We start from the raw sequence: 26,679 nt of genomic DNA, 5'->3' as shown, positions 1-26,679 counted from the left end.
TACGAGTTCAACGGCCCGCTGATGCTCGTCCCGGGCTCGCAGAAATGGTACATTTCCTGCCCGGGCGAGACGCCGAAGGACAACTACAAGTCGTCGCTGCAGAAGCAGGAAAGCGGCGTGCCGGATAACGACAGCATGAGCTGGCTCGTCGATAAAGCCGGCGGCCGCATTGACCGGGCCACCGGTCCGGCCGGCTCGGTGCTGTTTTTTGACTGCAACACCATGCACGGCTCGTCCGGGAATATTTCCCCATATGCACGCAGCAACGTGTTTTTCGTGTTCAACTCGATGGAAAACCAACTCACCCACCCGTTCTCCGGGCAGCCGCCGCGTCCGGAATTCCTGGCCAACCGCGAGAACGTCAAGCCAATCATCCCACAACCTGTGAAACTAACAGACATCCCATCCACTACCACTTCTACAACAAAATCATAAATAAACTGCTGCGGTTGACCTCCCCGCAGCAGTCTTTTTTTTTGTTTTTTTTAATCTATTTTACTATTGTACTAGGTTATCGTACTTTTCTTTTGTCATTAGAAGTGTAAAACAATGAAAAAAGTGGTACAGTACATCTTGCACCAAAAATAGAATGCGGGGATGATATATGAATTTGCAACGATTTATGCCAAGACCTATTCGTAAGCTGTTAAGCTTATCGAAACATCAACTAAAATATGAAATAAGATCAAACCTATGGTTTATCTGTGTCATATATGCACTTATAGGAATAGGTATCGCGGGTATCGCCTACTGGATTGATATTTCCATGCAGCTCGGGGATACAGCTCCTGCCTTTTTTACGGCAAGCTATGACTTGACGAGTTTGATTGTCAGCTCGCTGATTGCCGGAAGTATTACACTGAATGCGTTCACACTGAACTCTATTCTCGTTGTACTTACGAACTTCTCCGGGCAGTTTACGCCGCGGATGCTCGTTACATTTATATCAGATAAGCGGACCCAGCATGTGCTCGGATTGTTTAACCTGGTATTCGTATTTATTTTAATGGCGTTTTTCTTAATTAATGCCGAAGTAGCCAATTATGTTGCATTTCCTACGCTGACCATCTTCTTTATGTTTCTCGGGTTGGCAACATTTATTTACTTCCTTAATCATGCAGTCAAATGGATGCAGGTGCCCAACCTTACGTTAAACATGAAAAGCGAATCCCAGGAGCGGATTTTAGCTACGTTAGTGGAGGACCTTGAGCCTTACCGTACGAAAGAACCGAACACGTCCGCCGATGAATTAGCAGAGGACGACAAAATGTATATTGCCGCCGATGAAGCCGGCTTTGTGCAGATTATTGATTACCGGCGGATGATCGCCTACGCAGAATCCCATAATCTTGTCGTCAAGATAGAAAAACGTATTGGTGATTTTGTGCTCACGGGAATTCCAGTTATCAGCTATTGGAAAAAAGACAGTACCGCGGTGGATGAAAGTGCCCTGCGTCAACTTATTTTTCTCGGATCGAAAAAAACGGAAGTGCAGGATATCGAGTTTGGTATTAACAAGCTGAAAGAAATAGCCATTAAATCGATTGGAAACGATGATCCGAATACGGCATCCAATGCAATTTACCAGCTTACCGACCTGCTGCTTTCCATTTCCAAGATCACCCGCTTCACTCCATATTTAACCGATAGAAACAATGACCTTCGTATTATTATCGAAGACGAATCCTTTGATTATTATCTGTATGCCGCATTTGCCCATATCAGTGACTATGCAAAAGAAGATCCGATTATTACGAATGATGTACTAGAAGCATTAACTCTTCTTACAGAGTCGGTGGCCGGAGAAAATCATGAAATGTGCTGGAATTTCGCGAGAATGGTTGCCCGCGGCTATATCACTCCTTTCATATTTGAATACAACGAAAGAAGATTTTATAATAGCCTTCGTAATATCTCAGAAACTACTGATAAGCTTAAAGAATACAGAGAACTTGAATCAGAACTCAAGCAGCGTTTATCAATGGAAAAATAATCATCAGAAGCAGCCGTCTCGGCTGCTTCTTTTTCTATATTGCGAGTTCTGTCATTTCCTAGTATGATAAGTAGTATTGCCATAGTTTTCTGACAACAGATGAGAGAGGATGTATAAAAATGGGAGATAAGAAAGACCTCCGAATCCGCAGTAAAGTAATCAGTGAAGGAGCAAACCGCACGCCAAACCGTGCCATGCTTCGTGCTGTAGGATTCAAAGATGAAGATTTTAAAAAGCCAATGATTGGCATTGCCAGCACATGGAGTGAGGTCACCCCTTGTAATATACATATCGATGGCCTTGCCAGGGAAGCAAAAAAAGGCGCAGCCCAGGCCGGCGGCGCTCCAATGATATTTAATACAATTACGGTATCAGATGGTATCGCGATGGGCCACGAAGGGATGCACTATTCCCTGCCAAGCCGTGAAATCATCGCAGATTCCATGGAAACTGTGACCAGTGCGGAACGTCTGGACGGCGTAGTAGCAATCGGCGGCTGTGATAAAACAACACCAGCTTCCCTCATTGCATTAGCCCGCCTTAACCTTCCAAGTGTTTACGTATACGGCGGCACGATTCAGCCTGGAAAGCTGAACGGAAAAGACGTTGATATTGTTTCCTCCTTTGAAGCTGTAGGCCAGCATCAGCAGGGCATTATCAATGACGAGGAACTTCATGAAGTCGAGTGCAACTCGTGTCCGGGAGCCGGTGCGTGCGGAGGCATGTATACCGCGAATACGATGGCCGCTGCAGTAGAAGCACTTGGTATGAGTATTCCAGGTTCATCTTCTACTCCTGCTATCAATCAATACAAAGAAACAGAGTGCCTGCAGGCTGGAGAAATGGTAATTCAGCTGCTTGAGAAAGATATTTATCCAAAAGATATTATGACAAAAGAAGCGTTTGAAAATGCGATTACGGTCGTTATGGCACTTGGCGGTTCTACCAATGCTTTCCTTCACCTTCTTGCTATCGCCCATTCTGCCGGCGTTGACTTATCCTACGATGACTTTGAAAGAGTACGTAAACACGTACCTCATCTGGCGGACCTGAAACCAAGTGGACGCTATGTCATGCAGGACCTTTATGCAGTAGGCGGCGTACCCGGCGTAATGAAGATTCTTTTGGAAAATGGACTTCTTCACGGCGACTGCCTCACTGTAACAGGCAAAACGCTTGCTGAAAACCTGGCAAAAGCGCCTGACCTCACGGAAGGGCAGGACGTTATCCGACCTTTCGACAATCCGTTGAAACCAAGCGGCCCGCTTGTCGTATTAAAAGGAAACCTTGCCCCCGAGGGAGCAGTAGCCAAAATGTCCGGTCAGAAAATCAGCCGGTTTGAGGGCCCTGCCCGCGTATATGACTCAGAAGATGATGCAACAAAAGCAATTATGGATAACGATATTAAAGAAGGCGATGTTCTCGTTATCCGCCACGTAGGACCAAAAGGCGGACCAGGAATGCCTGAAATGCTTTCCATCACTTCCATGATTGTTGGACGAGGTTTCGGTGGTAAAGTGGCGCTGTTGACAGATGGTCGTTTTTCCGGAGGATCACACGGGTTTGTTATCGGTCACGTAGCTCCTGAAGCACACACCGGCGGTCCAATTGGTCTTCTGCAGGAAGGCGATATCGTAACGATCGACAGCGATACGCAGGAAATCAACTTTAAGATTACCGACGAAGAGTTTGAAAAACGCCAACAAGCCTGGAAAACGCCTGAACTTCCAGCCAGAACCGGCACCCTTGCCAAATATGCAAAACTTGTTTCAAGCAGTGCCAAAGGCGCCGTTACCGATTTGGACTTGTAATACGTTGAATGCAGGGTCCGTCAGAGGATAGTTTTTCTGACGGTCCTTTCATTTTTTAAAAGGAGAGACATGCAGTGGCTAAAAAAAACACATCTGCTTCAACTAAGTCAAAACGATCCCCAAAGCTTCTTATTCTTATCATTGCCGCATTGGCTGTCGTCATGGCAGCTATCCTATTTGTCGGAAATATTGAGCCTTCTCCTGCCGGGGATATTGATCTTGAAGGCCAGCCGGTTCAAGGAGAAGAAGATGCTGTATCCATTGTAGAGTTCGGCGATTATAAATGTCCGGCCTGCAAAAACTTTCACGAATCCATGGTGCCTATGATTGAGCAGGAGCTTGTAGAAACCGGGGATGCGTCCTTTACCTACATGCATTATCCATTTTTGAATGTAGATTCCAGCCGGGCGGCGCTTTATGCTGAAACGGTTTACGGGGAACTTGGAAATGACGCCTTTTGGGAATTCCACGATCAGCTGTTTGCCGAACAGGACCCGGAAGCAGAATCCCAGGACTTTTTCACAGAAGAACGTCTCGACACTATTCTCGAAGGCATTGTATCAGAAGAAGAGGCTTCTCAGGTGTCCGAAGCTTTTCAGGCCGGGGAATATGAAGATGCGCTTGAAGTGGATACCGATTATGTAGCCGAACTTGGTGTGCAGAGCACTCCTACGCTGTTTGTAAACGGCGAACAGTTTGAAGGCGGTTCGTTTGAAGAACTGCGTGAAATGGTAGAGGAAGCCTCGAATGAGTAGGGGAATTCTCCTTGCCTGGATTGTTTCTATTATTGCGGTACTCGGCAGCCTGTATTTCAGTGAAGTTCGCGGGTTTGTGCCTTGTGAATGGTGCTGGTACCAAAGAATCTTAATGTACCCGCTCCCCGTTCTGCTCGGTATCGGCTTATTCCGGGACGACCGGGCCGTAAAGATTTATGCGCTCCCTTTCGCAGTACTCGGGATCGCTGCTTCACTTTTTCATTATGCCCAGCAGAAAATTCCTTATTTCGCGAGCCTCGCCTCCTGTTCGGATGGCGTGCCGTGCTCCGGCGAATATATTAATATGCTGGGATTTATTACGATTCCGCTTTTGGCGTTCGGCGCTTTTTCTATCATCACGGCAGCCCTGCTGCTTTCCAAAAAATAAGTGCTGCAAAAAGGAACCTTCTGCGATAGAAGGTTCCTTTTTCTAAATTGTCGGGAAACCGTTTTATTTAACCTATCTATCCATCGCGCCGCTTCTTTAAGAAAGGCTGCTTAGAAATACAAAGAATGAACCAGGCGGTGACTCCGGCAGAACAGCCATAAGGGAAGATAAAGAGGTCGGTTTTTCCTCTTTAGCTTAAGGCTCGGCCTGCGGAAAGCGCCACCTGTACAAGTTTTTGTATGAATCAGCCATATTTTTTGCTTTTTTTATGCTGTTAAAAAACTGAGTCCCCATAAGAGGACTCAGTTACTTATAGTTATTCAGAAATACCTTCCTGAATTTCATCAGCCATCATCGATACGGAGGTTAATCCACCGCCGCTCAAATACCAGACTTCCGGATCAAGGTACGTTACATTGTCATTCTCTACTGCCTGTGTGCCCTGCATTAGATCGTTATCAAGCACCTGTTCGGAAGACGATTCTCCTCCAACAACAGCTCCTCTATCGACAACAAATAAATGTTCCGGATCCTGTTCTGCTACGTATTCAAACGATACGTTCTGACCGTGGCGTGTGTCTGATTCAATATTCTCATCAGCTGGAGTGAAACCAAATTCGTCATGAATTAAGCCGTATCTGGAGCCTGGTCCAAAGGCGCTCAGACTGCCATCATTAGCCAGCACCACGAGCGCTTCTCCTTCGGTTTCTTCCGTCTGCGCTTTTACTTCTTCAATCTGAGTCTGAATAGCTGTGACTTCTTCTTCTATTTCTGCTTCTTTGTTAAATACCCGGCCAAGATTGGTCATGCTTTCTTCGAACGAAAGCATATAATTGGCAGCATCTACAGCCGAATAAAGCGTAGGTGCGATTCCTTCAAGTTCTTCATAGGCTTCTGCCTGTCTGCCGGAAATAATGATCAGGTCCGGATCGATTTCATTGATTTTCTCGAAATCGGGCTCTTTCAGCGAACCAACGTTTTCATATTCATCCCCTTCATATTTCTCCAGGTAGGAAGGAAGGCTGTCTTTTGCTACGCCGGCTACTTCAATATCAAGCTTGTCTAATGAATCAAGTACCCCATAATCAAACACAACAACGGTTTCCGGTGTTCCTTCGACTGTTGTTTCTCCAAGTTCATGTGTGACGGTTACTTCTTCTGCTCCGGATGCTTCACTCTCTTCCTCTGTGTTGTTTCCATCTGTATTCCCTTCTGCCGAACCGCTTCCGCATGCTGCCATGAATGCAGCGGCAAAAGCCAGCATCATAACTAGAAATATGTTTTTATTCATTTTTATTTCCCCCTGTATAGTATGTTTGCATGAACTTTTCAACTGTGTTTTACAAGCCTGTATCGTGCTCCCTCCTTTCGGCTTTCCCTGACTCGCAGATTCTAGGAAAAGTACACACAGATTTTATTATCATTAATGGTCTGGATCGGCATCTCCATCTCATAAATGTTTTTAAGTACATCACTTTGCATCATTGCCTCCTTCGGTCCTTCGCTGATCACTCTGCCTTCTTTCAAAGCGACGATATAATCCGAGTAGCAGGAAGCGAAATTGATGTCGTGAATGACGATAACCACTGTCTTGTTAAGGTCTTTTACGAGGCGCTGCAGCACTTTCATAATCTGAACGGAGTGTTTCATATCCAGATTGTTCAACGGTTCATCCAAAAGAATATACTCTGTGTTCTGGGCAATAACCATCGCAATAAACGCACGCTGCTTCTGGCCTCCGCTCAGCTGGTCCAGATACATGTCTTCCATGTCCTTGAGCTCCATATATTCAATAGCTTCCTCTATATGAAGCCAGTCTTCTTTTTTTAACCGACCCTGCGAATAAGGAAACCGTCCAAAGCAGACTAATTCTTTCACGGTCAGACGGATATTAATGGAATTGGCCTGTTTAAGAATGGACACCTTTTTTGCAAGCTCATTGCTGTTGCATGCGCTCACTTCTTTGTCATCAATCCATACGTTTCCTTCGTCCGCTTTAATCAGGCGGCTGATAACGGAAAGCAGAGTACTTTTCCCTGCTCCGTTTGGACCGATAAAGGAGGTGATTTTGCCTTTTGGTATTTTCAGCGAAATGTTTTCAATCACATTTTTTCCGCCGTACTGCTTTGTAATATCCTGAACTTCTACCATTCTTTGTTCCTCCTCAGTAATAAATAAATGAAGTAGATGCCTCCGATAAAGTTAATAATAACGCTGACGGTCGTAGAGAAAGTAAATACCCGTTCTACAATAAACTGGCCTCCTACAAGAGCAATGATGCTGATAAGAATCGAGCCGATAATAAGCACTCCGTGTTTGTACGTTTTCAGAAATTCGTGGGCGACGTTTGCTACGAGAAGCCCGAGAAACGTAATCGGTCCGACCAGCGCGGTAGCAATAGCAATTAGTATAAATATAATGACCAGGAGCCTTTTTATGACACGATCGTAAGGGACCCCGAGGTTTACGGCATGATCCCGGCCGAGAGACAGAATATCAAGGTACTTGGAAAAGCGGAGAAAATACAGGCTGCAGAGCAGAAGCAATAAAGCAGACAGTCCGAGAATGTCTGTATTTACATTGTTAAAGCTCGCAAACATGCGGTCCTGTATCGTCATGAACTCATTCGGGTCAATGACCATCTGCATAAACGAAGACAAACTGGAAAAGAAAGTGCCGCAGATAATGCCGATCAACAGCAAAAAGTATATGTCGTTCGGCCCTTCCCGTTTGAATAATAATTTATAAAGCAGAAACGAGAAGAGAACCATCATCCCGACCGAAAGCAGAAAGTTAAGCTCCCGGTTTAACAGGGCCTGACTCGTGGAGCCGAGAAAAAAGATAAAAGATGTCTGAAGCAGCATATACAGGGAATCGAGTCCGAGTATGCTCGGTGTTAAAATCCGGTTATTCGTAATCGTTTGAAAAACCATCGTGGCAAAAGCTATAGCCGCCCCTGTTAATACAATAGCGAAAAGTTTTTTCCCACGGCTGGGGAGAATATAATCCCAATTTCCATTGGCTCCCACTACCATAAACAAGACAATCAGAACTAAAGCTAATACAGCAAGGATGGCTAGTTTTATTTTATAACCCATAATGCCTTCTCCTCACCAGCAGGTAAATAAATACAGCACTGCCGATCACACCGACAGTCAACCCAATTGATATTTCATACGGATAGATAATCAGCCTTCCAAGCACATCGCAGAACAGAACGAACACCGCTCCGAGCAGTGCGGTATGATGGAGGCTTTTCTTTAAATGATCTCCTAAGTATATAGTGACGATATTCGGAATAATTAAACCCAGAAAAGGGATAGCCCCGACAATCAGTACAATAACGGAAGTAACCATTGCTACAATAACGAGTCCGATGTTAATAACCTGCCTGTAGTTCAAACCCAGATTCACTGCAAATTCTTCGCCCATGCCGGCGACCGTAAACCGATTGGCAAAAAAATAAGCGATTCCCAGTACAGGAAGAGCCAGATAAATCAATTCATACTGCCCGCCGATGATTAAGGAAAAGTCACCGAACATCCAGGAATTCATATTTTGAATCAGGTCGTTTCTGTAGGCAAAAAAGGTCGTCACCGATCCAATAATACTTCCGAACATCAAGCCGACGAGCGGAATAAAAATGGGGTCTTTGGACTGGATTCTTTCAAGAATTTTCATAAATATAAACGTTCCGGCCAAAGCGAATAAAAATGCAATGCCTGCTTTAAAAAGCGGGCTGGCCGCGGTGAAAAACATCAGCGACACCAGGATGCCGAGACTTGCTGAATCAAGCGTTCCTGCAGTAGTTGGAGAAACAAATTTATTTCTCGTCAGCTGCTGCATGATCAATCCGCAGATACTCATGCTCATGCCGGCGATAATAATACTTGCAAGCCTGGGAATTCTACTGACGGTCAATGTCTGCCATTGGTCTTCCGTCATGGAGAACAGGTCAAGCGGAGTCAGGTCACTCACTCCGATAAATAAAGAGATAAACGATAAAACAAGCAGTGCCGCAACTAAGTACCATATTTTCATGCCATCAAACTTTCTACGTACATACAATGTCCTGTATTTAGTCTATGTTTTTCATTAATAATGATATTCATTATCAATTAGGAACACTTTTCATTCTATCTTATTTTTATCCCCTGTCAATAGCTTTGTATGTTTTTGCTTATTTTAAAGAAAATTCCATAAAAAAAAGAAGCTGCCAGCCGGCAGCCTTCCTCATGTGTTAATCTGCAAAATAATAAGTTGGTGTTCCTTTTACATCGACCCGGACTTTAAAAAGACCACCCGCCTGGGGCTGTTCTTTTTTCTGTTCCTCATCTAAAGGACCGTTTCCTGTCGTGATGTATAAATCTTTCAGGTCTTTTCCTCCAAATGTGCACGAAGTCGTAATGGAAACAGGTACTTTTACCTTCTCCAGAGCCTTTCCGTTTTCAGGGTCCCAGCGGATTACCTGTCCTTCACCAAAATGGGCAATCCACAGCTTTCCTTCAGAATCGATCGTCATGCCATCGGGCGGACCTTCTTCATCCGGTACAACGAACGCTGTTACCGGCTCATCCGCCACTCCTGTTAATGGATCAATATTCATCGTATAAACCGTCTTCGCCGGCGTGTCGATAAAGTACATGACAGCTCCGTCTGCTGACCAGGCCAACCCGTTGGAGATGGTTAGATTGCTTACTACCGTATAAACCGAATGATCTGAATGGAGACGGTAAAGAGACGCCTCGCCTTCTTCCTGGTCAAAGGACATTGTTCCTGCCCAAAGACGGCCGAAAGGATCACATTTGGCATCATTAAATCGATTATTCGGCTTATTTTCTTCTGGATCATGAATCGCTTTTAACTTTTTACTATTTAAATCAAATTCATAAAACCCGTGCTGCATCGCAAATATTAGACCGCCGTCCCGTTTAGGCACCGCGGCCCCTATGTACTGCTCCAGGGAAATGGTTTCATTTTTATCTGCAGCCGGGTCATAGATCATTAACTTTTTCCCTTCAATATCAACCCAGTACAATACTTCCAGTTCTGCATTCCAGCTTGGTCCTTCGCCAAGTTCTGCCTTTGCATCTACTACACATTCTGCTGTTTTCATAGCACTCCACCCTTTTTCTTCTTTCTGTTTATGTTCCCCTCCTCCCTTCTCTTAAACATTTATATTAAATGCGTCTCACGTGCTCGTTAAACACGTCATTCCAATAGCCTTCCTCCAGGCTTTCCACTGCTGCCCCCGTGCTTTCCTGGGCACCAATATACTCGCCGTTTCCGACATAAATGCCTACATGGCCGTCTTCTTTATACGTATCAAAAAACACAAGATCACCAATCTGCATTTCTTCAGGCGGTACTTCCTCGCCTTTGTGTTTCAACGTATCTGTTGATACACCGCGCATGGACCCAAGCTTCATTCCCTCTTGTTCAAATGCCCAGTGCACAAAGCTCGAGCAGTCAAACAGACCTTCTTTCCGCTCTGTTTGATTTCTGCCGGCGCCGAATTCATATTCTGTTTTTCCTATTTGTGAAGCAGCGGTTTCTATTACGTTTTCCCGGTCCGACTGGCCCCAGTCTGCGGGTGGTTCTTCTTCCACCGGTTCTCCTGCTTCAAAAGAACAGCCGGCCAGTCCGAGAAAGACTGCTGTATATACGATCACGAAATAACGAGGCATCATCTGCTCCTTTATCTTTTTTATTTATCTTTCCAGTATAATACAACTGCTTCTTTTATTTCTATCAAACCGGTTTCTCTTTTTTCTTTCCACTGGATCCTTTCTCGTTCATACTGGAGAAAAGCCATGTAAAGTACATGTAGAAAGGGTTGACTGCCATTGAATTCTTCTCCGACCTCGATCTATCAGATACTTCTCCAGCTTATGAGAGCAGTAGCCGTCGTCTCTTCCAGTGCAGTCGCCGTTCTGTCTACGATGCTGCCACTATTTATCTATTATGCTTTTTCTTTTTCTTCTTTACTTTTTACGACTATTTTTTTACTGGTGGGAGCCTTTGCCATCCACGGCGTGTTAACACATGCTTTTAATGATTATAGTGATCATCTCTCTGGAACGGATACGCTGAGCCCTGCACTCCTCTCAGGAGGAAGCCGGGTGATTCAGGAAGGGCGTATCTCTCCGGAAGCTCTTTTAACACTTGGTAAAGTGCTGGGAGCCCTTCTGCTGGCAGGTGCCCTGGCAGCGGCTCTGCTTGGATTTATTCCCGTGGCCGTGCTGTTGGTTATTGGCGTGTGGGCGGCCGCCTCTTATTCTCTTCCTCCTTTTCAATTCAGCTACCGTCCTTTGGCCGGGGAATGGCTGAGCCTGTTTCCTTCGATCTTTGTTCTTGGTTTAGCCGGACCATGGCTTATTCTCGGATCCGTTCCGGAATGGGGGTATCAAAACGCCGCAGTGAATGCTCTATTATGTCTGGCCTGGGTAATGGTTCATCATATTCCGGACCAAAAAGCCGATAAACAGGCTGATCCGGTTAAAAATACCACTGTCGTATGGGCCGCTTCCCGTTTTGGGCCGGCGGCGGCGAAAGTTCCGGCGCTTATTTATTTACTATTGGCAGCCGCCTGTGTTGTTTGGATTGGCGGCGACCGGATATGGGCGGCCGCCGGGGCATCACTGTTTATTGCACTGTCCCTGCTGCTCGTTTGGAAAATGAACGTTCATAATGTGCAGCAGGTAACGAATGATGAAAAATGGCTGCTTCTTCTAGCTATGGCCACAGCCATCTGGCTTGGACTTTTTATTTAATAATACACAAAACCCGCCGGACTGCCCGGCGGGTTTTCTTTACTTCTTACTTTTTTTCATTTCTTTTTTTATCTGCTTTTTTAAATCTTTTTGGACATCTTTTACAAGCTTCTGCTTGTATTCATCTGTCAGCTCTTGACGTACTTGATCCATTACATCTTGTTTTACCTGCTCCAGAATATCTTTTTTAAGTTCATTTTTCAGCTCTTCTTTAATATCATTTACAAGCTGACTTACCGTACTATCCGGCAGTTGAGACTTTTTATCTTTTTCTTTTTCCTCTTCTTCGTCTTCTTCTTCGCCTTCCTCTTCTTCCTCTTCTTCTTCTTCGCCTTCTTCCTCTTCTTCCTCGTCTTCTTCCTCTTCCTCTTCTTCTTCTTCGCCTTCTTCCTCTTCTTCCTCGTCTTCTTCCTCTTCCTCTTCTTCTTCTTCGCCTTCTTCCTCTTCTTCCTCGTCTTCTTCCTCTTCCTCTTCCTCTTCTTCGCCTTCCTCTTCTTCCTCTTCTTCCTCGTCTTCTTCCTCTTCCTCTTCTTCCTCTTCTTCCTCTTCTTCTTCCTCTTCCTCTTCTTCCTCTTCTTCTTCCTCGTCTTCCTCTTCTTCTTCCTCGTCTTCTTCCTCTTCTTCGTCTTCCTCTTCTTCCTCGTCTTCTTCTTCGCCTTCTTCCTCTTCTTCGTCTTCGCCTTCTTCCTCTTCTTCTTCTTCTTCGCCTTCTTCCTCGTCTTCTTCCTCTTCCTCTTCCTCCGTTTCTTCTGCAGTTTCTTCTTCTGTATCTTCGTTTTCTTCTTCGTCTTCGCTGTCACTGGATGTTTGTTCTTCGACAAACTCTATAATTTCATCGATAATGTCCGATTTCTTTTTTGCGCTTAATTCCAGGCCGCTGTTTTCTGCCAGCTCTTTTAATTCTTTTACACTAAGCGTGTCCAAATCTATTTGTTCGTTTTCATCATCCTCATTTGTGATTTCTACGATGGCGTTTTCTCTTTTTTTACTCATTACATATTCCTTCTTTCACTATTGGTTTAGTTTTAGCTGTCGTTATTCTTCTTTTTTCAATGTCTTGCTTCTTGGACGCAGGCTGACACGCTGGTAGGAAATAACTTCTAAATCTTTATTGATTTTTGTTTCGTACACGCCGAGAAGCATGTCTTTTGCATATTTCTTCATGTATTCTTTTTCTTCAATTACTTCCACCTCTACATCCCAGCCTTCTTCATGAGAGTCGACGGAGGTAATTTTAAAAGGGGGAAGTATATTGGTCGTAAAAAAAGACTGAATCGTATCCAGAACCTGACCCATAGAAGCTGTTTCTTTTTTTGTGTTTGACTTAGGCTTCACGTTCAACTTTTTAGCACTGCTTTTATTGGACGCTTTTGCTTTCGACTGGCCTGCGATAGTAATCTCCTCCTGCTCTTGAAATGAAATAGACACATGTCCTTTTTACATATTAACTTTGTTTTTGATAAAGAACGGTTGTCCTACACGATACCCTTCCTCTTCCATATTCAATCTTTTTTATACATAATTAATATAATTTTAGGAATTGGTAAAATTTATCAAAGAAAAAAGACTATGCTGTTCGCACAGTCTTCTATTGATCAGCTTTGGGTTCTATCTTCTGCCCGAATGTCATCCGCTTCTTCAAACTCTACTTCTATCTGTAGTTCCTGATAATTATCATCCAAATGGAAATTATTCACACTTTCATTCATCAGCTGCAGTTCATTGGATTGGGGCGTGATCGCAAGGTTAGGAAGCACCTGCCCCAGTTCAGAAAGAGCCTCTTCATCGTCTACTTCTCTCTCTTCATCCCCGCGGGAGTCTGAAATTTCCGCCTGCGGATCTCCATCATTGTAATCGTATGATACTTCATATTCACCATATTCGTAATCTACTTCCATTTTAAAAGAAGTATAGACCAGCCCTTCATACCAAACGTCTTCCAGTTCCGGATCGTCCCCGCTTAAAGGCTGGCTTTCTATGCTCGGTCCGCTTTCATCCGAACCACATGCTGCCAGTGCAAAAGGAAGGCTTGCCGTTAGTAGAAATAGTCCTGCTTTTTTCATGCTGCATCCCCTTTCATATCTGTTGATCTCTTCCCCGAAAACACAAATGCAAAACAAAAAAAGATGCCGGCTGCCGGCATCTTTACGTATTCACTATGTATGGTGGAGATGGTGGGATTCGAACCCACGTCCAGAGATATCGCCACTTGAGCTTCTACGAGCGTAGTCGCTATATTATATTTCGCCTATGCTTCAGCCTAGCAACAGGCTTCAGCACAGCTAGCCTGATTAATCTCTTCAGCCGACCTCAGGCGGAGATCGGAGCTGCGTAGCCCACTATTAGGTGAGACCCCAAATCACTCGACATGGGCGATCGAGTGCGGGATCCGCATTAGTCAGTTATTATGCTGCTACTGCGAGGTTTTCGTTAGTTTTGCCAGTTATTATTGGCGTGGCCATTTTACGAGATTGCCTCTCGGCTCGCAACTCAAGCTCAACCTATCCCTGTCGAAGCCAAGTCATCCCCATTAGGAATAAGGAAAAGAAATGAATCTTTTCCTTAGATAATTATATTATCACTTTTCTGCTTTTTTTTCAATAGAAAAGCCTTATTACTCGCCTTTCATGCGGGAACGGATCGCCCGGTCCATTTCGCGCTGCGCATCTTTTTGCTTCAATGTTTCCCGTTTGTCAAACTGCTTTTTACCTTTAGCGAGACCAATTAGCACTTTCGCTTTTCCCCGCTTAATGTAGACCTTTAACGGAATAATGGAATACCCGGGCTGCTGGCTCTGGCCGATCAGCTTGCTGATTTCCCGCCGGTGCAGTAGCAGCTTTCTCGTGCGGAGCGGGTCATGGTTAAACTGGTTGCCATGTTCATAAAGACCGATATGGGCATTATGGAGGAACAGCTCTCCCCCATCAATCTTCCCAAAACTGTCTTTTAAGTTCATGCGGCCTTCCCGAATCGCTTTTATTTCTGTTCCTTTCAGCGCAAGTCCGGCCTCATACGTTTCTTCGATAAAAAAGTCATGGCGGGCTTTCTTATTTTGAGCAAGCACTCTGCCCTCTGTCTGCTGAGCCATGCGTCCATCCCCCCTGTTCTCAAGCGCACTGTGTTATTTTCTTTTTTGAGCTTTTTTCTTTCCTACGTTCTCATAGTACGGCTTATCTTTTCCGGGTTTTTTTGCTCCCGTTTTTCCTTTTTGGCGTCCTTTTTTAGCCGTTGGCTTCGCTTCGCTTTTGCCCGGCCGTTTTGATCCGCCCCTGCCGTCGATCACTTTCGGTGTTTCTTTTCTTTTCCGCTTAACCGGGGCTTTCATACCGACTACTTCAAAATCAATATCTGCTTCTTCTACATTGACTTTCAGCACGCGGATATCCAGCTCATCGCCGATCCGGAAGATATTAGCCGTACGTTCTCCTATCAGCGCATACTGCTTTTCGTCAAAGTGGTAATAGTCGTCGGTAAGGTAGCTGATGTGCACCATGCCTTCTATGGTGTTCTCGAGCTCTACAAACAGTCCAAAGTTAGCCACACCGCTTATAACGCCTGTATACTCTTCGCCCACTTTGTCTTCCATATACTGCGCTTTCTTTAAATCATCCACTTCCCGCTCGGCGTCAACCGCCCGGCGTTCCATTTCTGACGTATGCTTGGCAATATCAGGAAGCTTATTCTGCCAGTTGGACTTTGTTTTCTGATCGGTTTTTCCGTTAATCAAATACGTACGGATCAGACGGTGCACGATCAAATCCGGGTAACGGCGGATTGGTGACGTGAAATGAGTGTAGTACTCAGATGCCAGGCCAAAGTGCCCAAGATTTTCCGGATCATATTTTGCCTGGTTCATAGAACGGAGCATAACTGTGCTGAGTACAGCTTCTTCCGGCTCTCCTTTTACATCTGCAAGAATCTTTTGAAGGGCGCTTGGATGAAGCGAACTGCCTTTTCCTTTAATGGTGTAGCCGAAATTAGCTACAAATTCAATAAATTTCTGCAGTTTTTCCTCATGTGGATCTTCGTGAATCCGGTAAATAAATGGTACTTTCATTTTGGAAAAATGCTCAGCTACAGTTTCGTTTGCTGCCAGCATAAACTCTTCAATCAGCTTTTCGGCAACGGAACGCTCCCGGATAAGAATATCTTCCGGCTTGCCGTTTTCGTCGACTTTCACCTGGGCTTCTTTAAAGTCAAAGTCAATGGCGCCGCGGTCGAACCGCTTTTGGCGAAGAATCGCGGCAAGCTCTTCCATACGCTCAAAGAAAGGCACGAGTTCTTCGTATTTCTTTCTTGTTTCTTCGTCTCTTTCATCCAGAATCAAACGAACGTCATTATACGTCATTCTTTCGTTTGTACGGATTACACTTTCGAAGATATCGTGATTTACAATGTCTCCGTCTTCTGTCACTTCCATCTCGCATGAGAGTGTCAGACGGTCCACCTGCGGGTTTAAACTGCAGATTCCGTTGGACAGGCGGTGGGGAATCATTGGAATCACACGGTCGACCAGGTACACACTCGTGCCGCGCTCGACTGCTTCTTCGTCAATGGCTGAACCTTCCGGTACATAGTAGCTCACATCGGCGATATGCACGCCGAGCTGGAAGTTGCCGTTTGACAGCTTCTTAACCCCAATTGCGTCATCCAGGTCTTTTGCATCGGCGCCGTCGATCGTCACAATCGTTTCTTCGCGCAGGTCCCGTCTTTTGCTGATCTCATTTTCCGTAATGCTGTCCGGCGCTTCATTGGCATGCGTAATCGCCGCCTCCGGAAATTCGCCCGGCAGCTCATGTTTATGGATGATGGATAAAATATCCACACCCGGGTCGTTTTTATGGCCGAGAATATTGACTACTTTCCCTTCAGCGCTGAAGCGCTTTTCGGGATATTTTGTTATTTCCACAACCACTTTATGGCCGTCGACTGCTCCGTGCTGTTTGTGCTGGGGAATAAAGATATCCTGGTTGATATGCTTGTCATCCACTTCGACAAAGCCGTAATTTTTATTGGCCAGATATGTGCCGACCACTTTTGTTGTGCCTCTTTCAATAATCCGGATAATAGAACCTTCCGGCTTGGAGTCGCCTCCTTTTTGCTGGACGCGCACAAGTACGGTGTCTTTGTGCATGGCTCCTCCCATTTCCGGCGCGGGGATAAATACGTCGGGCTCTCCCTCTTCTTCCGGCAGGATGAATGCAAATCCACGCTGGTGCATCTGCACTCTGCCGCGGATAATATCCATTTTCTCGGGAACCCCGTAACGGTTGCTTCTCGTACGGACCAGCTTCCCGCTTCCCTCCAGTTCATCCAGGGCTTTCATGAGTTCCTTCGTCTGTTCAGGTTCTGTCATATGGTACGCTTCTTGTAATTCTTCAATAGACATTGGCTTTTGAGCGATATCCTGAAGATACTGCATCATCTGCTGCTTTTGTTCTTCTGTCATATTGTTGTCATCTCCTCTCTATCTACTTGTACTGCTGTATTTTGTGCTGTCATTTTGTGCTCCAATCCAGATTTTCCAAAAACTGATATATATTTTCATGCAGGTCCTGTTTCTCAGGTCCCAGTGTGATCACGTGCGGGGAATCTTCATACCAATCCAGGGATTTAACAGAAGAAGCTACTTCCTCATATATAATTTCTGCACTTTTTAATTCAACCATTTCATCCTTTTTGGCCTGGACTACTTTGATCGGAGCATAAATCATATCAAGGGAATTTTTCACTTCTTTAATTGTGCCGTTAATGGAATCCAATGCATCAAGAGGAAGTTTTTTAAAGGCTTCCATTTCTTCATCCACCTGCCCGGCCTCTTTGCCTTCCAGCTGTTTGTATTCTTTTGCGTACTGCAGAACGCCTTTGTACAGACGCTCTTTGTTTTCAATGGTCGTCAACGGCGCACACATCGGTATAATACCCTTTGCTCCGAATGTATACCCTGCTTTTAACGACATTAGTCCTCCAAGGGAAAGACCGGCTACTGCTATTTCTTCGTAGCCCTGATCCCGAAGGTGGTTCCACCCGGCTTCGACATCCTTCCACCAGTCCGTGGCATTGGAATCCATTAATTCCTCCGGCGGAACCCCGTGGCCTTTGTAAACCGGCGCATGCGACGTGTAGCCCTGCTTCTGCAGGTAGCGTCCCAGCATTCTGACGTCTGCGGAACTTCCGGTAAACCCGTGAAGCAGCAGGACGGCCCGGTCGCCTCCTTCAAAGGTAAACGGTTTGGGGGGCACAACTTTCATGTTCTTCCACTCCTATTCCAGATCACACCTGATCGCTGCTTTTCCAAACAACGTCAGGCTCTATTTTTTCTGCCAGCAGAAATCGCTTTACGTCTTCAATCAGCTGTGTTTGATTATTGCTGTGTACAATAAAATGATGGGACTGTTCATAAAAATAAAGCTGTTTTTCTTTGGCAGCAATTTCTTTATATAAAAAAAGAGCACTGCTTTTTCGGACAAGGCTGTCCTTCATACCCTGGGCAATAAACGTGGGTACTTCCACTTCTTTAATAAATGGTTCAATCGTGCGGACCACTTTCTGAAATTCGGAAAGGGATCGGACCGGGGTGTGGATTTTTGACCAGAATATTGGGTACCACGGCTGTTTTTTTAACTGCCCTTTAATCATATTCTTTATAATGACAGCCATATCCTTTGAAAGCTGGGACGGATTAACGTAATGGGCCGCTGCATTTAACAATACCAGTTTTTCTACCGGATATCGCGCAGCAATGTACGCAGCCAACAGACCTCCCATCGAAAAACCGATCACATATACTTTCGAACAGCGTTCAAATAGTTCTTTTGCTGCCAGATCTGCTGTATGAATCCAGGTTTTATGGTCTGATTTCTTAAACTGGGAACGAAATGTACGCTCGCTTAGATCCGTCATCATATCGTGACCGGGAAGGACAGGTGTGTAGACGAGCCATCCTGTTTCTTCCGCAAGTGTTTTGGAAAGCGGTTCTAGCTCCCATGGTGCTCCTGTAAAGCCGTGCAGGCACAGACACCCAATCATAAGCCGAACGCCTCCTGTTTCCCTATTCTATTTAGTAAAAAGTATGAAAAAAAGCAGCAAGACACTAATACATGTCCTGCTGCATGATTTCATTTCATATTTGCTATAGGCGCGCAGTCTCTTCTTATAGAAAATAAGCAAGAAGAATCGTTAGTACGAAAAAGACAACGGCTAGAATAATCGTCATTTTGCTTAAAAAGGCTTCTACTCCACGTGCCTTCTGCTTTCCGACTAATTGTTCCGCTCCCCCGGAAATAGACCCGGAGAGACCTGCGCTTCTTCCCGATTGTAATAGTACTACGGCTATCAATGAAATCGATACAATAATCAATAGGACATACAATATTGTTTGCATCTCCGCCACCTCCACGTTCAAATCACACATATATAAAATTAACATAAAACGTATTCAATTACAATAGAAGGAGACGTGTTCGCTTCGAATAAACAGAATATTATTTTATACAGCAAAAGACAGCGGGATTCCGATGCCCGCTGTCTTTTGAATGCTGTTTATTTATTGATGTTGTAGAATGCGTCTTTTTTCAAAAAGACAGATGTGTTATCAAGCTCATCTTCAATACGGATAAGCTGGTTGTACTTAGCGACACGGTCCGTACGGGACGGAGCACCTGTCTTGATCTGGCCGGCGTTTGACGCTACAGCGATATCTGCAATCGTCGCATCTTCTGTTTCACCGGAGCGGTGGGAAATAACCGCAGTATAGCCGGCGCGCTTCGCCATTTCAATGGCATCAAATGTTTCTGTAAGCGTACCGATCTGGTTAACTTTGATTAAAATGGAATTACCGATGCCTTTTTTGATACCTTCAGCAAGTTTCGTTGTGTTCGTAACGAACAAGTCGTCGCCGACAAGCTGTACTTTATCTCCAAGAGCTTCTGTAAGCTTCTTCCATCCGTCCCAGTCATTTTCGTCCAGGCCGTCTTCAATGGAAACGATAGGATACTTCGATACAAGATCCTCGTAGAATGCGATCATTTCTTCCGTTGTTTTCACGACGCCTTCACCTTTAAGGTGATATTTGCCGTCTTCGTACATTTCAGAAGCAGCTGTATCCATTGCAAGCATTACTTCTTCGCCCGGCTTGTAGCCGGCTTTTTCGATGGCTGTAATGATAGTCTGAAGCGCTTCTTCGTTTGAACCAAGGTTTGGTGCAAAGCCGCCTTCATCACCTACAGCTGTGTTATGGCCCTGTTCTTTTAGTACTTTTTTCAGGTTGTGGAAAATTTCTGCACCGATACGTACAGCGTGGGCAAGGCTTTCTGCTCCAACCGGCATAACCATGAATTCCTGAATGTCGACGCTGTTGTCTGCATGCTCGCCGCCGTTTAGGATATTCATCATTGGTACAGGAAGCGTCTTCGCGTTAAATCCACCAAGATACTGATAAAGCGGAAGTCCAAGCTCGTCTGATGCAGCGTGGGCTGCAGCCATGGAAATACCAAGAATCGCGTTTGCACCGAATTTTTCTTTGTTTTCAGTACCATCCAGATCAATAAGAAGCTTATCAATGCCGGTCTGGTCAGTTACGTCCATACCAAGAAGTTCAGGTGCAATTTCTTCGTTAACGTTATCTACTGCTTTAAGAACACCTTTACCCATGTAACGATCGCCGCCGTCACGTAGTTCTACTGCTTCGTATTCACCGGTGGATGCACCACTTGGTACCAGTGCGCGTNCGTTAACGTTATCTACTGCTTTAAGAACACCTTTACCCATGTAACGATCGCCGCCGTCACGTAGTTCTACTGCTTCGTATTCACCGGTGGATGCACCACTTGGTACCAGTGCGCGTCCAAAAGCGCCTGTTTCTGTAATGATTTCTACCTCAACTGTTGGATTCCCGCGGGAATCCAGTACTTCGCGTGCATAAACATCAGTAATCATACCCATTGTAAAAATCGCTCCTTTGTCGTGTCTATTTTTTTAATAAGGATGTGCCTGTCATTTCTTCCGGTTTTTCCATTTCAAGAAGATCCACCGCTGTTGGAATCAAGTCTGCGAGAATACCGCCCTCGCGGATTTCGCCGGACTCTTTTGTCACAATAACCGGGACCGGATTGGTCGTATGAGCGGTCATTGGTTTATCATCTGGTGTCGTTACCTCATCCGCATTTCCGTGGTCAGCGGTAATAATAGCTGTACCATTCTTTTCGTGAAGAAGGTCTACAATTTTCCCGAGACATTCATCTACGGTTTCAATTGCTTTCACCGTGGCGTCCATATCACCGGAATGTCCGACCATATCAGGGTTGGCAAAGTTCAGAACGATAAAGTCATGATTCTCCTCTTTGATTTCCCGCAGAAGCGCATCCGTTACTCCATAGGCGCTCATTTCCGGCTGCAGGTCGTACGTTGCCACCTTAGGTGAATCAATAAGAATACGTTTTTCTCCATCAAATTCCTTTTCCTGGCCGCCGCTGAAAAAGAACGTAACGTGCGGGAACTTCTCTGTTTCGGCAATGCGGAGCTGCTTAAGCCCTGCTTTGGAAACAGCTTCTCCCATCGTGTTCTTTAGTTCCTGCGGAGGATAGGCTACATTTGCTGTTACTTTTTCACTGTAATCAGTCATCGTAACATAATGAATATTTTTCGGAAAACGGTCTCCGCGGTCAAAGTCGTTAAAGCTGTTATCGGTGAACACACGGGACATTTGGATAGCCCGGTCCGGACGGAAATTGAAGAAAATAATAGCATCGTCATCCTGCATCTCTGCAACCGGTTCGCCATTTTCTCTTGTCATTACAGCCGGAATAATAAATTCGTCCCAGACGTCATTATCATAGTTTGCCTTTATAGCATCTTTTGCAGACGAATAGCTTGGTCCTTCTCCATAGACAATCGCACGGTAGGATTTCTCCAGTCTTTCCCAGCGGTTGTCCCGGTCCATTGAATAGTAGCGGCCGTGAAGCGTCGCTATCTCTCCGATGCCAAGCTCATCCATTTTGCCTTCAAGGGCCTCCACGTACTGTTCTGCCGTACGCTGGCCCACGTCACGCCCATCCATGAAAGCATGGACATAGACTTTTTTGATGCCTTTATTTTTGGCCATTTCCAGGAGAGCATATAGATGTTGAATGTGGCTGTGTACGCCTCCGTCAGACAGCAGGCCGTAAATGTGCAGGCTGCCGTCGTTTTGGAGTACATGCTCGGAAGCTCCTAAAAGAGCTTTATTGTCCTGAAAAGTACCTTCTTTAATATCTTTATTAATCCGGGTCAGGCTTTGATAAACTACTCTTCCTGCCCCGATATTTAAATGCCCGACTTCGGAGTTGCCCATCTGCCCTTCCGGAAGGCCGACAGCTTCTCCGCTTGCCGTAAGCTGGGAATGCGGATATTTGTTCCAGAAACGATCGAAGTTTGGCGTGTTTGCTTTCTTTACTGCATTTCCCTTTGTTTCATCGCGGAGGGCAAAGCCGTCCAGGATAATTAAAGCGACAGGGTTTTTACTGCTCATTGGATCCCGCCTCCACTAGTTGTAGAAATGCATCCGGCTTCAGGCTGGCTCCTCCTACAAGGGCGCCGTCAATGTGTTCCATCGCCATATAGCCGCCGATATTTTCCGGCTTTACGCTTCCGCCGTACTGAATGCGGACAGCTTCTGCTGTTTCCTGGTCATACAGTTCGGACAGAATGCGGCGGATCGTTCCGCACGTTTCATTGGCATCTTCTGCTGTGGAAGATTTGCCGGTGCCGATAGCCCAGATAGGCTCATATGCCACAACAACCTGTGCTGCCTGCTCTTTGCTTAAACCTGCAAAGCCTTTTTCGACCTGGCCGCGTACAACGGATTCCGTTTTGTCGCTTTCTCTTTCTTCAAGCGTTTCTCCGCAGCACATAATTGGCACAAGCTTGTGGTTAAATGCGGCGTGAAGCTTTTTGTTTACGGAGTCATCTGTTTCATTAAACATTTCCCTGCGCTCGGAGTGACCGATAATCACGTAAGGAACAGCAAGGTCAGCCAGCGCTTCCGGGCTGATTTCACCTGTGAATGCACCGTTGTCTTCAAAGTGCATCGTCTGGGCGCCGACGGCTACGTCGCTTCCTTCTACTGCATCATTCATGCTTTTAAGAAATAGGGCCGGGGCGCAGACGACCGTGTCTACTTTGCTGCCAGCCGGTACTTTTGCTTTAATGTCCTCGATAAAGCTGACTGCTTCTCCGTGGGTTTTATTCATTTTCCAGTTTCCTGCAATAATTGGTTTTCTCAAATTGCTCCACCTCTTCTTTGTTTATTTGTCGTTCAATGCTGCGACGCCGGGAAGTTCTTTTCCCTCCATAAATTCAAGGGAAGCGCCGCCTCCTGTGGACATGTGATCCATTTGATCGGCAAGGCCGAATTTCTCAACAGCTGCAGCGGAGTCGCCGCCTCCAATAACAGAATACGTGTCCGTTGCTCCGGCGAGTGCCTCTGCAACAGCTTTCGTTCCATATGCAAATGCATCTATTTCAAATACGCCCATCGGTCCGTTCCAAATAACAAGCTTGGAGCTTTCAATAACCTCCTGGTACGTTTTTCTTGTTTCGGGTCCAATGTCGAGAGCTTCCCAATCGGAAGGAATGCTGTCAATCGGCACTACTTTAATATTGGCATCACCGGAAAAATCATCAGCTACGGTGACATCAACCGGCATATAGAAGTTCACGCCTTTGTCTTTTGCTTTCTGCATAAATTCTTTTGCAAGGTCAAGCTTATCTTTTTCAAGCAGGGATTTACCTACTTCATGGCCCTGTGCCTTTACGAATGTATAGGCAAGACCGCCTCCGATAACGAGGTTGTCTACTTTATCAAGCAGGTTGTCAATCACGCCGATTTTGTCTTTTACTTTCGCACCGCCGACAATCGCGGTGAAAGGACGTGCCGGGTCAGATAGTGCTTTCCCGAGTACATCAAGTTCTTTTTGCATTAGAAGTCCTGCAGCGGCTGGGAGGTGCTGCGCAATGCCTTCTGTAGAAGCGTGTGCTCTGTGAGCCGCTCCAAATGCATCATTTACGTATATGTCAGCAAGTGCTGCAAATTCTTTTGCGAGTTCTGGATCGTTTTTTTCTTCTCCTGCTTCAAAACGAACATTCTCAATAAGAAGAATTTCTCCGTCCATTAAAGAGTTGGACGCCTGCTTTACTACTGGTCCGTAGACTTCATCTACTTTACGAACGTCTCTTCTGAGCAGTTCGCCAAGACGCACGCTTACCGGTCCGAGACGAAGTTCTTCAACTGCTTCTCCCTTTGGACGGCCCAGGTGGCTGGCCAGTATAACACGGGCTCCCTGGTCCACTAAGTATTCAATTGTAGGAATGGCTGCTTTAATACGGCTGTCATCCGTTACTTTTCCATCTTCCATTGGGACGTTAAAGTCCACCCGGCAGAAAACCTTTTTTCCTTTTACATCGATATCTTTAATAGATTTCTTATTCATTGTGCTGCCTCCTTTTTTCCTCTGTGTTCCTCATCCTTTTCCCTAAATGATGCAAAAAAGAACGTATAATTATAATACAAAGAAAAGCGTAAACCCGGCTGATTATCTCCGCGTTTATTTAGAGAAGGCCGGGTCTGCCGCTGATAAAAAGCAAACATGAGCTGCAGCTGATTCGTGCTGTCCCGATATCTATTGTAGCAGGAAACTGCATAGGAAAGGGGAGCAAGAAAATACTTTTTCTTCTCCCCCTGCCCTTTATCTGCTTTATTAAGCTTGCTGTTTTGCGATATATTCTACGAGGTCTACAACGCGGCTGGAATAACCAAACTCGTTGTCGTACCAGGAAATAACTTTAACCATGTTGTCTTCCAATACCATTGTAGACAAACCATCAATAGTAGAAGAATTGGAGTTGCCGTTATAGTCCTTGGATACAAGCGGCTCGTCGCTGAAGCCAAGAATGCCTTTAAGATCGCCTTCTGCTGCTTCTTTTAGTACGTTATTTACTTCTTCAGCAGTAACGTTTGTATCAAGCTCTGCTACAAGGTCAACAAGAGATACGTTTGGAGTAGGCACACGCATTGCAGCGCCGTTAAGCTTGCCGTCAAGTTCTGGAAGAACAAGGGCTACTGCTTTTGCAGCTCCAGTTGATGTTGGAATGATGTTTTCAGCAGCTGCACGTGCACGACGATAGTCACTGTGCGGAAGGTCAAGAATCTGCTGATCATTCGTGTAAGAGTGAACAGTGTTCATGAGGCCGCGCTTGATGCCGAACTTGTCGTTAAGCACTTTAGCAAACGGCGCAAGGCAGTTTGTTGTGCAGGATGCGTTGGACATAACGTTGTGCTTCGAAGGGTCATACGTGTTTTCGTTAACACCCATAACAAATGTTGCATCAACGTTTTTACCAGGTGCAGAGATAATAACTTTCTTTGCTCCGCCTTCAAGGTGTTTGCCGGCGCTCTCGCCGTCTGCGAAACGTCCAGTTGCTTCTACAACGATTTCTACTCCAGCTTGTCCCCATGGAATCTGTGCCGGATCTTTTTCAGCTGTGATGCGGATTTCTTTGCCGTCAACAACAAGGTTGTCGCCGTTTACAGATACACTCTGCTTTAGGTTGCCGTGTACTGTGTCATATTTTAAAAGGTGAGCAAGCATATTAGCGTCTGTAAGGTCGTTAATGCTTACGATTTCTACGTTGTTATTTTCAAGAGAAGCACGGAATACTGCGCGTCCAATTCTTCCAAATCCATTAATACCAATCTTTGTAGCCATGTTTAATTTCCTCCTCTTATTATGGTGCACGTTAATCAATACTATATATGAAAAACTGATTATAAAAATCAGCTGTCATCGATTTAAAATTGCCTTCGCCGCCCCTTCATCTGTTATGAGCAGATTGCTGGGACGGTATTTCATATAAGCAGAAATAGCTTCTGCTTTGGAGCTTCCTCCGGCGACGGTGATAATCGTCTGCGCTTCATTCAGATCATTGAGCTGAAGGCCGATCGTTCTCTCTTTATGAACAATATGTCCTTCACGGTCAAAATAATAGCCGAATGCTTCCCCGACAGCCGCTTTTTCTTTAATCTGCTGTACGGCACTGTCGCTCGTTTCACGCCGGTCCGCCATAATTTCAGCTTCGCCGATGCCGTGAATCACAATTTTTGCTTTACGGATAAGAGCCAGCAGTTCTTTAATGCCCGGTTCCAGACTCAGCGAAGCTCTTGTTTCACTGCTCAGCTGGTCCGGTACGTGCAGAAGCCTGTAGGCCGCCCGGGCTTTGGTAGCCATTGTCGAACTGATCGTGTTCGACTGAATTTCCACCTTTTCGCCAAGTCCGCCTCTTGCCGGTACAAAAACCGCGTCTTTCCACTTTTCAGATGGGCTGACCATATCGGCCACGGCTGCAAGCGTAGTGCCGCCGGCCACGGCAATGATATCACCGGGGACTATCTGTTTTTTCATCTGCTGTACGCAGGCACGTCCCAGTTCTTTCTTTACCCAGCTGTATTCGTCGCTGTCTCCGGAAACAACAATAACTTTCTCGACGTTCAGCACTTCTGCTACCTGCTTTTCCAGATCTTCAAGTCCGAAAGCAATTTTCATCGCCGCTTCCATCCCCTCCAGAAGCTTTTCTCCTTCATCAGAGAGAGTCATGCCGGACGGATGGATCGTAATCAATCCCTGGTTCTTTAAGAATGTCACTTCGGTCCGCAGTACTCTTTCAGAAAGATCCAGGCTGACAGCAAGTGTTCTTCTGCCGACCGGCTGCATCAGCCGAAGGTACTGAAGAATCCGATAGCGTTTCCCCATAATTTCTAAAATGTCGGGCTGCAGTTTTTTCTGCCATTCGAGTAGTTCTCTCATTCAGGGTTCACCTGTTTTCTCTCAGGGACACTTTTTGTCCCATATAGACATTTTAAGTCCCACTTTATCAAAAGATAATACCTAGGGATTTCCCTAAGCGATGGTTCAATCTTCTGATAAAT

General features: G+C 45.5%; 26 protein-coding genes and 1 other RNA gene. 6 read left to right on the top strand and 21 right to left on the bottom strand.

Annotated elements, in window-relative coordinates:
- The 5 genes from AC5W14_RS14840 to AC5W14_RS14820 all read left to right on the top strand — a co-directional run.
- The coding region (locus AC5W14_RS14840; protein WP_496194915.1) for a phytanoyl-CoA dioxygenase family protein at positions 1-435 on the top strand (435 nt) is incomplete at its 5' end.
- Between the two features lie 169 nt (positions 436-604).
- The gene (locus AC5W14_RS14835; protein ID WP_496194914.1) at positions 605-1,993 is read left to right on the top strand and encodes a DUF2254 domain-containing protein; all 1,389 of its coding nucleotides are present in this window, start codon (positions 605-607) and stop codon (positions 1,991-1,993) included.
- Between the two features lie 119 nt (positions 1,994-2,112).
- Positions 2,113-3,804 (top strand): dihydroxy-acid dehydratase, encoded by a 1,692-nt coding sequence (gene ilvD, locus AC5W14_RS14830; RefSeq protein ID WP_496057422.1) that lies wholly within the window; start codon positions 2,113-2,115, stop codon positions 3,802-3,804.
- 74 nt (positions 3,805-3,878) lie between these two features.
- Positions 3,879-4,559 carry a DsbA family protein gene (locus AC5W14_RS14825; protein ID WP_496057423.1) on the top strand — a complete coding sequence of 227 codons (681 nt, stop codon included), beginning with the start codon at positions 3,879-3,881 and terminating at the stop codon, positions 4,557-4,559.
- The gene (locus AC5W14_RS14820) at positions 4,552-4,947 is read left to right on the top strand and encodes a disulfide oxidoreductase (protein WP_496057424.1); all 396 of its coding nucleotides are present in this window, start codon (positions 4,552-4,554) and stop codon (positions 4,945-4,947) included. The genes AC5W14_RS14825 and AC5W14_RS14820 overlap by 8 nt, the downstream gene beginning before the upstream one ends.
- A gap of 316 nt (positions 4,948-5,263) precedes the next feature.
- On the opposite strand, the gene AC5W14_RS14815 is transcribed toward AC5W14_RS14820, so the two are convergent.
- The 6 genes from AC5W14_RS14815 to AC5W14_RS14790 all read right to left on the bottom strand — a co-directional run bounded on the left by AC5W14_RS14815 (position 5,264) and on the right by AC5W14_RS14790 (position 10,619).
- Positions 5,264-6,238: a siderophore ABC transporter substrate-binding protein gene (locus AC5W14_RS14815; RefSeq protein WP_496194913.1), complete on the bottom strand. Its 975-nt coding sequence runs from the start codon at positions 6,236-6,238 to the stop codon at positions 5,264-5,266.
- 101 nt (positions 6,239-6,339) lie between these two features.
- Positions 6,340-7,098, bottom strand: a complete 759-nt coding sequence (locus tag AC5W14_RS14810; RefSeq protein ID WP_496057426.1) for an iron ABC transporter ATP-binding protein — start codon at positions 7,096-7,098, stop codon at positions 6,340-6,342.
- Positions 7,092-8,045, bottom strand: coding sequence for an iron chelate uptake ABC transporter family permease subunit (locus tag AC5W14_RS14805; RefSeq protein WP_496194912.1), 954 nt, complete (start codon positions 8,043-8,045; stop codon positions 7,092-7,094). Before AC5W14_RS14805 ends, AC5W14_RS14810 begins: the two co-directional genes overlap by 7 nt.
- Positions 8,035-8,988 (bottom strand): ABC transporter permease, encoded by a 954-nt coding sequence (locus tag AC5W14_RS14800; RefSeq protein WP_496057428.1) that lies wholly within the window; start codon positions 8,986-8,988, stop codon positions 8,035-8,037. The genes AC5W14_RS14805 and AC5W14_RS14800 overlap by 11 nt, the downstream gene beginning before the upstream one ends.
- 199 nt (positions 8,989-9,187) lie before the next feature.
- Positions 9,188-10,063: an SMP-30/gluconolactonase/LRE family protein gene (locus AC5W14_RS14795; protein WP_496057429.1), complete on the bottom strand. Its 876-nt coding sequence runs from the start codon at positions 10,061-10,063 to the stop codon at positions 9,188-9,190.
- Between the two features lie 64 nt (positions 10,064-10,127).
- Positions 10,128-10,619: a C40 family peptidase gene (locus tag AC5W14_RS14790; protein WP_496057430.1), complete on the bottom strand. Its 492-nt coding sequence runs from the start codon at positions 10,617-10,619 to the stop codon at positions 10,128-10,130.
- Between the two features lie 174 nt (positions 10,620-10,793).
- On the opposite strand from AC5W14_RS14790, the gene AC5W14_RS14785 reads away from it, so the two are divergent.
- A complete protein-coding gene (locus tag AC5W14_RS14785) occupies positions 10,794-11,720 on the top strand; it encodes a prenyltransferase (protein WP_496057431.1) in 927 nt (308 codons plus the stop codon).
- A gap of 39 nt (positions 11,721-11,759) precedes the next feature.
- On the opposite strand, the gene AC5W14_RS14780 is transcribed toward AC5W14_RS14785, so the two are convergent.
- The 15 genes from AC5W14_RS14780 to AC5W14_RS14710 all read right to left on the bottom strand — a co-directional run bounded on the left by AC5W14_RS14780 (position 11,760) and on the right by AC5W14_RS14710 (position 26,557).
- Complete coding sequence (locus tag AC5W14_RS14780; RefSeq protein ID WP_496194911.1) at positions 11,760-12,713, bottom strand: hypothetical protein; 954 nt, start codon at positions 12,711-12,713, stop codon at positions 11,760-11,762.
- A 42-nt stretch (positions 12,714-12,755) separates the two neighbouring features.
- The gene (gene gvpO / locus AC5W14_RS14775) at positions 12,756-13,148 is read right to left on the bottom strand and encodes a gas vesicle protein GvpO (protein WP_496057433.1); all 393 of its coding nucleotides are present in this window, start codon (positions 13,146-13,148) and stop codon (positions 12,756-12,758) included.
- A gap of 167 nt (positions 13,149-13,315) precedes the next feature.
- On the bottom strand, positions 13,316-13,783 hold the full coding sequence (locus AC5W14_RS14770) for a YusW family protein (RefSeq protein ID WP_496194910.1): 468 nt from the start codon (positions 13,781-13,783) through the stop codon (positions 13,316-13,318).
- Between the two features lie 100 nt (positions 13,784-13,883).
- Positions 13,884-14,249, bottom strand: a transfer-messenger RNA (tmRNA) gene (ssrA, locus tag AC5W14_RS14765).
- Between the two features lie 85 nt (positions 14,250-14,334).
- Positions 14,335-14,808 (bottom strand): SsrA-binding protein SmpB, encoded by a 474-nt coding sequence (gene smpB / locus AC5W14_RS14760; RefSeq protein ID WP_496057435.1) that lies wholly within the window; start codon positions 14,806-14,808, stop codon positions 14,335-14,337.
- Between the two features lie 33 nt (positions 14,809-14,841).
- Positions 14,842-17,169 carry a ribonuclease R gene (gene rnr / locus AC5W14_RS14755; RefSeq protein WP_496194909.1) on the bottom strand — a complete coding sequence of 776 codons (2,328 nt, stop codon included), beginning with the start codon at positions 17,167-17,169 and terminating at the stop codon, positions 14,842-14,844.
- A gap of 49 nt (positions 17,170-17,218) precedes the next feature.
- On the bottom strand, positions 17,219-17,971 hold the full coding sequence (locus tag AC5W14_RS14750) for an alpha/beta hydrolase (protein ID WP_496194908.1): 753 nt from the start codon (positions 17,969-17,971) through the stop codon (positions 17,219-17,221).
- A 22-nt stretch (positions 17,972-17,993) separates the two neighbouring features.
- Positions 17,994-18,749: an alpha/beta hydrolase gene (locus AC5W14_RS14745; protein ID WP_496057438.1), complete on the bottom strand. Its 756-nt coding sequence runs from the start codon at positions 18,747-18,749 to the stop codon at positions 17,994-17,996.
- Between the two features lie 124 nt (positions 18,750-18,873).
- The gene (secG, locus tag AC5W14_RS14740) at positions 18,874-19,104 is read right to left on the bottom strand and encodes a preprotein translocase subunit SecG (RefSeq protein WP_496057439.1); all 231 of its coding nucleotides are present in this window, start codon (positions 19,102-19,104) and stop codon (positions 18,874-18,876) included.
- Positions 19,105-19,262: 158 nt separating this feature from the next.
- Entirely contained in the window at positions 19,263-20,663 is a 1,401-nt protein-coding gene (gene eno / locus AC5W14_RS14735) for a phosphopyruvate hydratase (protein WP_496194907.1), read from the bottom strand.
- A 25-nt stretch (positions 20,664-20,688) separates the two neighbouring features.
- On the bottom strand, positions 20,689-22,227 hold the full coding sequence (gene gpmI / locus AC5W14_RS14730) for a 2,3-bisphosphoglycerate-independent phosphoglycerate mutase (RefSeq protein WP_496057441.1): 1,539 nt from the start codon (positions 22,225-22,227) through the stop codon (positions 20,689-20,691).
- Positions 22,217-22,981 carry a triose-phosphate isomerase gene (gene tpiA, locus AC5W14_RS14725; RefSeq protein ID WP_496057442.1) on the bottom strand — a complete coding sequence of 255 codons (765 nt, stop codon included), beginning with the start codon at positions 22,979-22,981 and terminating at the stop codon, positions 22,217-22,219. Before tpiA ends, gpmI begins: the two co-directional genes overlap by 11 nt.
- Positions 22,982-23,002: 21 nt before the next feature.
- Entirely contained in the window at positions 23,003-24,187 is a 1,185-nt protein-coding gene (locus AC5W14_RS14720) for a phosphoglycerate kinase (protein WP_496057443.1), read from the bottom strand.
- A 267-nt stretch (positions 24,188-24,454) separates the two neighbouring features.
- Complete coding sequence (gene gap, locus AC5W14_RS14715) at positions 24,455-25,462, bottom strand: type I glyceraldehyde-3-phosphate dehydrogenase (protein ID WP_496057444.1); 1,008 nt, start codon at positions 25,460-25,462, stop codon at positions 24,455-24,457.
- 75 nt (positions 25,463-25,537) lie between these two features.
- Entirely contained in the window at positions 25,538-26,557 is a 1,020-nt protein-coding gene (locus AC5W14_RS14710; RefSeq protein WP_496194906.1) for a sugar-binding transcriptional regulator, read from the bottom strand.
- Positions 26,558-26,679: the final 122 nt, after the last annotated feature.

Source organism: Sinobaca sp. TMA16-18, assembly GCF_059510535.1.
Note: the sequence above shows the minus strand (reverse complement) of the source record. Positions and strands in the feature narration are given on the sequence as shown.